A 6,353-nucleotide genomic window follows, 5' to 3' on the forward strand; every position below is an offset into this window, starting at 1 on the left:
TGTTAATTGTTTAATATTCATATTTTTTTCGTTTTTCTCAAATTACCACCAATGTAATGGCTAAACTACGACCAGCGGGCGTGTCACCCGGAGGATGGAGATTAGCTGTTGTTCTATGTTTTTTAATTACAGTTTAATAATTCCTCTTGAAATGATTCTTCATTAATTAACTTTTCTAAATCATCTGAATGTCGATAGTTAACTCTATCGTTTAAAGAATAATACTTGAATAAAGCAGCTAATCCCTTAACTCCAAACTTTTCATATATAGTTAAAACTAAACAATTAGCATTTATTTCATGATTTGAATTAAATGTTCGTTCTAATTCCTTCTGATACTTGAGAAGTTGAACTTGAGTTGGTTTTTCAAAATTTATCATACTTACTTTATAATCTAAAGGCGAGTAAGAGACTAAAAACTTATCCCCTTCTTTAATACTTAGTAAGCTACTTTTTCTTGATGAACTGTAAGCTTTATCTGTAACATGATAGCCGTTTACATAGTATGAATATTCATATTCTCCTATCATTTCACCAGTTGTATATTCTAAGTCTTTTGATAATAAATTTGTTTCGTAATAATAATGCCAAGATAGGTAGCTCATAAAGCAGGTAATAACAACTGCTAAGGTAAGGGTCTTTATACGTTCTTTATTGTTTTTAAAAATTAATTTTAATTCGATTGCTTTGGCTTCAAATTGTATATTATTAAAATCAATCTTCTGGATTTTCTTTTTGAAAGAATAGAAATAAATTTTTGAGAAAAAGTATGATAACCATGTTGGAATAGTAATAAGCATAGGCCATAAATATCCTTTGTCAGAATATGATAAATAAATAAATCCACCTATCATTCCTATTACTATAATTAATAACCCAATAATTACATTTTTACCCGCATGCTTTTCTAATCTTTCAATTTCTTTATATTGATTTTTCTGGATAGTTTGCTTTCCCATAAATTACATAGAACGTACTTGCTAAACTGCGAGCGAAGACGCGTCGGCCGATACTTGCTGTTTTAACTGATGTTGAACAAAAGCTCCGCTAGCTAAAGACCTCCTATCCTTATATTTACATCTTAATTTAATTGTAAATTTTTAAGCTATTTCAGATGAAAAAAAAGAGACGATAATCGAAAAAGCGAAACGTGTTGTTCCTGATTTTAAAAATATGTTTGATCAAGTGTATCAAAACATGATATTGAGTGGAAAATCTACTTCTACCTTTAATAACTACTTGAGAACCATCGCTAGCATCTCATTGTACTTTAATAAGGCATTCTTGAACTTTCCGATGATCAAATTAATGATTATCTCCTTCTCCTCAAAGAAAAATAAATTGAAACTTCCATTAGCCAAAGATCATCGAATGGGAATGGATTAAAATCTCAATAGAAAAACTAGGTTATGATCCAAAAAAATGTCCATGCTGTGGTGAAAGAACGATGGCAATTATGCCTAGAATTACTCATCAGCGTGCACCTCCAAAGCCAAAAAGTGATGTAGTGGATACTTTGAATTAATTTTTTCTTACCTCATTTTTTTGCTTATGAAAATAAGCCTAGAAATTTACACCCTAGACTTTCCAAAATGAGCTATTTTTAGCAAAAAAAGAGAGAGGGTTTCTCCTAATAATTCAATTTTCGACAATAAATCGGAGGAAAGAAAAAAACAGTATCCACAAAAAAGACCTTTCGAGTAACCGAAAAGTCCATCCTAATTTTCTCCTACAAGTTTGCATTTCATGGCTACACCGCCATTGTTCAACTAGGGCTTAATTTTTGGCTTTGCAAACCAAACTAAGCCCTAATTATTAGGCACTGGGTTTTTATTTTCATTCAGTTCAAATTTCGATATTGACTTGGACTTATTCCTACTTTTGCTTTGAAGAGTTTATTGAGCCCTTGAGGATATTCAAATCCCAATCCATATGCAATTTGACTTATACTTTCGTTACTTCCCAAAAGCTGGTTTTTAGCTTTTTCAATAACGTAATCGTTGATTTGGTCTTTTGCACTTCTTCCCGTTTCTGATTTAATGAGGTCTCCCAAATAATTTACAGATAGGTTCAATTGCTTAGCACATTCTTTTACTGATAATATTCCGTTTTGGACTGGATTATCCGAATTGTAATAGGTTCTAACGACTTTATTGAATTCAGATAATAAATCCTTGTTAAGGTTGGTTCTTGTGAAGAATTGTCTATCATAGAATCGCTTACTGTATTTGAGAAGCATCTCGATATTGGCAATGATTAACTCTTGGCTATGTTTGTCAATATTTTGATTGTACTCTTGTTGAATTTTCATGACCAAGTCGGTAATTGAATTTCTTTCATTTTCCGACAAATGCAATGCTTCATTTAAATCATAATTGAAAAACGAGTAATCTTCAATTGTTCTTCCTAATTCAGCCTTTCGAATTAGGTCAGGGTGAAAAAGTAAAGTCCAACCTGAGCTTCCCTTTATTTCATCTTGATTTTCTATCTGAATTGTCTGGTTTGGTTTTATAAAAGTCAATGTACCTTCATCGAAATCGTAGGAATTTCTCCCGTAGTTCATTGAACCTGTAAAGCCCTGTTTTAAACTAATTTGATAGAAATCGAATATGTACTTGGATTCTCCGTAATCAAAGTTGGTGATTCTATCGTCAATTTGAATCACAGAAACCAGTGGATGTCTGGGTCTTTCCAATTTAAAAAGGCGGTGAACATCGTTAATCGATTTTATTCTTATTAATTCATTCATAACCCAAATTTAAAATTGTTCTACTCTCTCTTTTAAAGCAATATTTAGTCGTTTATATGCTTCTTCAACAGACTTAGGATTCCAAAAGTTAACTCCAATTCCTTTGTAGTCTTCATGGATAGTAACCTTGGTTGAATTACCCGTCCTCTCTAACATATACTTATGATTAAAAGTTAGCACTAAAGGAATTCCGCCTTTTTGATTCAGCAATTTATTTGGAGTTACTTGAAGCACTGTTGCCCCTATTTCACTTGAGGTATTTTCATCTTGGGTAAACTTATACTTCACTTTATTTCCTTCTTGAACTGTCCCTTCAAGTAATTCCATCACGGGGTTCCAACTAGGGTATTCATCCATATTGGTGAGAATATCCCACACTTTTTCAGGGTCAGCATTTATAGTGATTTCATGGTGCACTGATTTGTTGCCTGTAAAAACCAAGATGATGAGAACTGCTAATATGCCTATAAATATGTACATCAATTTTTTCATTTCATGTATTTATTAAACCAACCAACAATTGGTTTTGAATTCTTACCTAACCATGCATATGCGGCACCTCTTTTCTTCTCCAAATCTAACCACATGATATCTTTGTCCACTTGGATATCATTATAGAAGCCTTTAACCATATCCATGTTGGTCATTGGGTCGTTTTGGTTTTGAATAACCAAAGTAGGCACTGATATATCCTTAACGTATGGAAGAAATGAATCTCCTGTCAGGTCAGTGTTTCTTTTCTCAGCATTGTATTTATTTCCTGAGTTGATTAGAAAATTTGGTAAACCCATTGCTTTAACAAAGTAATCATAAGTTAGTGGCTGGACTGAAATCATAGTCTTTAGATTATTGAATGATTTCATTTCTTCTTCCATTCCAAAAGCAAAAACGCTTGCCCCTTGTCCCATGCAAATAGACAACAATCCAATTTTTGCATTTTGATAGTCTTTGTGGTTAGTGATAAATTTTATTGCTGCTACTACGTCTTTTCTTTCATCTTTACCCCAAGAAACCCAACCTGTTTGTTCACTTTCGCCATGATTACGCATGTCATACATCAGGACGGAATATCCTGCCTCAACTAAGTACTTGGCTTGGTCAAGGAAATGAATATCACTTGTCCAAAGCGCATTTTTCATCATTCCTTTTCCTTCTTGGGTAAAACCACATCGAGAGCATTGCACTCCAAAATGAGATTGAATAATAACCTGATCTGTTCCACCCTTTACAAGCCAACCTGATAGGGTAACATCATCAGAGGTTTTAAAAGTGACATCTTCATATTCCAATGAATACTTTTCTGGAGTCTCAAACACAGGTGATTTCCCTGGTTTGATCATTAAATCTGAAATTTGTTTTCCGAACATCTTAATTACTTTATATGATTAATATCACAAAGCTATTGGCAATTAGTCCATTCAACTTATTCGAATTCCTGAATTGCTTATCCGTTTTCCTGTTTTTCCTTGTGTCTACTTATATGCTAAACTGCGAGCGAGGACGCGTCGGCCGAGACTTGCTGTTTAGCTGATGTTGAACAAAAGCTCCGCTAGCTAAAGCACTCGTATTCTTATATTTGCATCTTAATTTATTGTATAACTTCAAGCTTCATAAGATGAAAAAAAAGTGACGATCATAACAAAGGCGAAACTAAATGTCCCAGGTTTTAAAAAAGTCTACGATGAGCTTTATCGTAGTATTTTACTCAGTGGAAAATCAACTTCCTATTTTGAAAACTACATCAGGTCAATGGCTAAAATAGTATTGCACTTTAACAAGAACCCTCTGCAACTTTCTGATAAACAAATTAATGATTATTTACTTCTTCTTCAAGAAAATAAGAAAACTTCTTATACCGCATTCAAGCATTATGTATATGCTCTAAGATATATTTTCAGACTTCCTCGACTATTAGATTATTCGAAGGGAAAAGTCACTTTCGCGTACAAGGATTACAGGCAAGGTGGAAAGAAAAAAGAGATGACTCTTTCGGATATTGAATTTATTCAAAGATATGCCAGACATCTTCTTCCTAAAGGCTTCCGAAGGATACGACATTTTGGGTTTTACAATGGTGCTATTAAGAAAAAGAAAGTGGAGAAAATTAGAGCTTCCATTGGCCAAAAACCTCCAAAAATCATCGAATGGGATTGGATTAAAATTTCAGTTGAAAGACTAGGTTATGATCCAAAAAAATGTCCTTGTTGTGGTGAAAGAACAATGGTGATTATGCCTAGAATTACTCATCAGCGTGCACCTCCAAAACCAAAAAGTGATGTGGTGGATACTTTGAATTAACTCCTTCTTACCTCATTTCTTTGCTTATGAAAATAAGCCTGGAACGTTACACCCTAGACTTTCCAAAATGAGCAAGTTTTAGCAAAAAAAGAGAACGGTTTTCTTCTAATAATTCAACTTTCGACAATAAATCGGAGGAAAGAAAAAATAGTATCCACAAAAAAGACCTTCCGAGTAACCGAAAAGTCCATCCTAATTTCCATACAAGTTTGCATTTCATGGCTACACCGCCATTGTTCAACTAGGGCTTAATTTTTGGCTTTGCAAACCAAACTAAGCCCTAATTATTGGCTGTAGTTTTTTCTTTTTTAACTTCCTGGTAGTTTTTCTCCTTTAGAAGATAGTTCAGTAATCTTCTTGATTCTATTTTTTCTTGTTTTATCGGTCTTAGCAAGTTTAATCCATCTTAGTACAAATCTTTTGCTCGAAGGATTTATTGAATTAAAATACTCCGCAGCTCCCTCAAGTTTTGAAAGTTCCCGTGATAGGTCTTCGGGAACAACTAAATTATCAACATCATCCATGAAGTTCCAAAGTCCGTTCGATTTTGAGTCTTCTATTGTCTTTAGTCCCGACTTATGCATTTTTCCTTCGTCAATTAGTTTTGCTGCTCTCTCTTTGTAGGTCTTTGCCCAATGCTCAACTTTTCGTTGAGATATTAATTGCATAGTTTTTTTGTCATCAAGTTTTCGTCTAATACCGTCAATCCATCCAAAACATATCAACTCGTCAAGTACGTCCCACCTTGAAACGTACTTGTCTGGCTCACTTTTCTTGTGGGTAACAAGCCAAACACTTTCAGATTGAGCATGATTTTTCAATAACCATGACCTGAGTTCTTCTTGAGAAGTAATTTCAACCTTATCGAAGTTTTCAGTTTTAATCATTTTGTTTAATTACAGCGTAGAGTAGAGCCTGATAGCCCTCTCAGTTTAAATAATTATAAATGTAATCATTTTTTGAGAAAACTATCAGAACCCCCTTCATCAAACCGTACGTGAAGTTTTCCCTCATACGGCTTACCGATAGAATTCTTCATTGAGCTTTCGCAAGTGTTTTCAAGCGAGCATACTTTTCTAAGTCTATCAGACCTTTGCTTTTGACAAAGATACGATAGGGATGCTGGCGAAGCATCTTATGCGCTTTCCGTCCTTTGCTTTTGAGCCACTTGAAGAGTTTATAATCAAGTTGTTTGACAATAATCTTGGCTGTCTCCCCAAATATGGGTGACTTTACTAATCGAAAAGTAATTCAACCAACCGTACAATACTGAGTTTAGTTTGTAAATCAAGGGGGCTATTTTCCA

Annotated in this window: 7 protein-coding genes and 2 pseudogenes; 3 read left to right on the forward strand and 6 right to left on the reverse strand. The window is 34.0% G+C overall.

Features of this window, described 5'->3' with window-relative positions:
* Window positions 1-122: 122 nt before the first annotated feature.
* Window positions 123-959: a hypothetical protein gene (locus ACXAHM_RS24405; protein ID WP_474966271.1), complete on the reverse strand. Its 837-nt coding sequence runs from the start codon at window positions 957-959 to the stop codon at window positions 123-125.
* A gap of 214 nt (window positions 960-1,173) precedes the next feature.
* On the opposite strand from ACXAHM_RS24405, the gene ACXAHM_RS24410 reads away from it, so the two are divergent.
* On the forward strand, window positions 1,174-1,386 hold the full coding sequence (locus ACXAHM_RS24410) for a hypothetical protein (protein WP_474966273.1): 213 nt from the start codon (window positions 1,174-1,176) through the stop codon (window positions 1,384-1,386).
* Window positions 1,387-1,840: 454 nt separating this feature from the next.
* On the opposite strand, the gene ACXAHM_RS24415 is transcribed toward ACXAHM_RS24410, so the two are convergent.
* The 3 genes from ACXAHM_RS24415 to ACXAHM_RS24425 are packed head-to-tail and all read right to left on the reverse strand — an operon-like array spanning window position 1,841 to window position 4,116.
* On the reverse strand, window positions 1,841-2,749 hold the full coding sequence (locus tag ACXAHM_RS24415; protein WP_474966275.1) for a helix-turn-helix domain-containing protein: 909 nt from the start codon (window positions 2,747-2,749) through the stop codon (window positions 1,841-1,843).
* 9 nt (window positions 2,750-2,758) lie between these two features.
* Complete coding sequence (locus ACXAHM_RS24420; protein ID WP_474966277.1) at window positions 2,759-3,229, reverse strand: SRPBCC family protein; 471 nt, start codon at window positions 3,227-3,229, stop codon at window positions 2,759-2,761.
* 8 nt (window positions 3,230-3,237) lie between these two features.
* Complete coding sequence (locus tag ACXAHM_RS24425; RefSeq protein ID WP_474966279.1) at window positions 3,238-4,116, reverse strand: alpha/beta hydrolase; 879 nt, start codon at window positions 4,114-4,116, stop codon at window positions 3,238-3,240.
* 259 nt (window positions 4,117-4,375) lie between these two features.
* Between ACXAHM_RS24425 and ACXAHM_RS24430 the strand changes: the two are divergent.
* Both ACXAHM_RS24430 and ACXAHM_RS24435 read left to right on the forward strand, forming a co-directional pair.
* Window positions 4,376-4,636: pseudogene (locus ACXAHM_RS24430) on the forward strand (phage integrase N-terminal SAM-like domain-containing protein); the annotation flags it as partial.
* Window positions 4,637-5,047, forward strand: a pseudogene (locus ACXAHM_RS24435) (transposase); the annotation flags it as partial. It abuts the pseudogene before it with no gap.
* A gap of 308 nt (window positions 5,048-5,355) precedes the next feature.
* On the opposite strand, the gene ACXAHM_RS24440 reads toward ACXAHM_RS24435, so the two are convergent.
* The gene (locus ACXAHM_RS24440) at window positions 5,356-5,934 is read right to left on the reverse strand and encodes a YdeI/OmpD-associated family protein (protein WP_474966282.1); all 579 of its coding nucleotides are present in this window, start codon (window positions 5,932-5,934) and stop codon (window positions 5,356-5,358) included.
* A gap of 296 nt (window positions 5,935-6,230) precedes the next feature.
* Complete coding sequence (locus ACXAHM_RS24445; RefSeq protein WP_474966287.1) at window positions 6,231-6,338, reverse strand: group II intron maturase-specific domain-containing protein; 108 nt, start codon at window positions 6,336-6,338, stop codon at window positions 6,231-6,233.
* Window positions 6,339-6,353 lie beyond the last annotated feature (15 nt).

The sequence above is a fragment of the Flammeovirga sp. AWQ4_249 genome, assembly GCF_056161045.1.

Bases quoted from the DNA above. Each gene is read 5' to 3' on its own strand.
- ACXAHM_RS24405 (WP_474966271.1), bottom strand. From the start codon at position 959: ATGGGAAAGCAAACTATCCAGAAAAATCAATATAAAGAAATTGAAAGA.
- ACXAHM_RS24410 (WP_474966273.1), top strand. From the start codon at position 1,174: ATGTTTGATCAAGTGTATCAAAACATGATATTGAGTGGAAAATCTACT.
- ACXAHM_RS24415 (WP_474966275.1), bottom strand. From the start codon at position 2,749: ATGAATGAATTAATAAGAATAAAATCGATTAACGATGTTCACCGCCTT.
- ACXAHM_RS24420 (WP_474966277.1), bottom strand. From the start codon at position 3,229: ATGTACATATTTATAGGCATATTAGCAGTTCTCATCATCTTGGTTTTT.
- ACXAHM_RS24425 (WP_474966279.1), bottom strand. From the start codon at position 4,116: ATGTTCGGAAAACAAATTTCAGATTTAATGATCAAACCAGGGAAATCA.
- ACXAHM_RS24440 (WP_474966282.1), bottom strand. From the start codon at position 5,934: ATGATTAAAACTGAAAACTTCGATAAGGTTGAAATTACTTCTCAAGAA.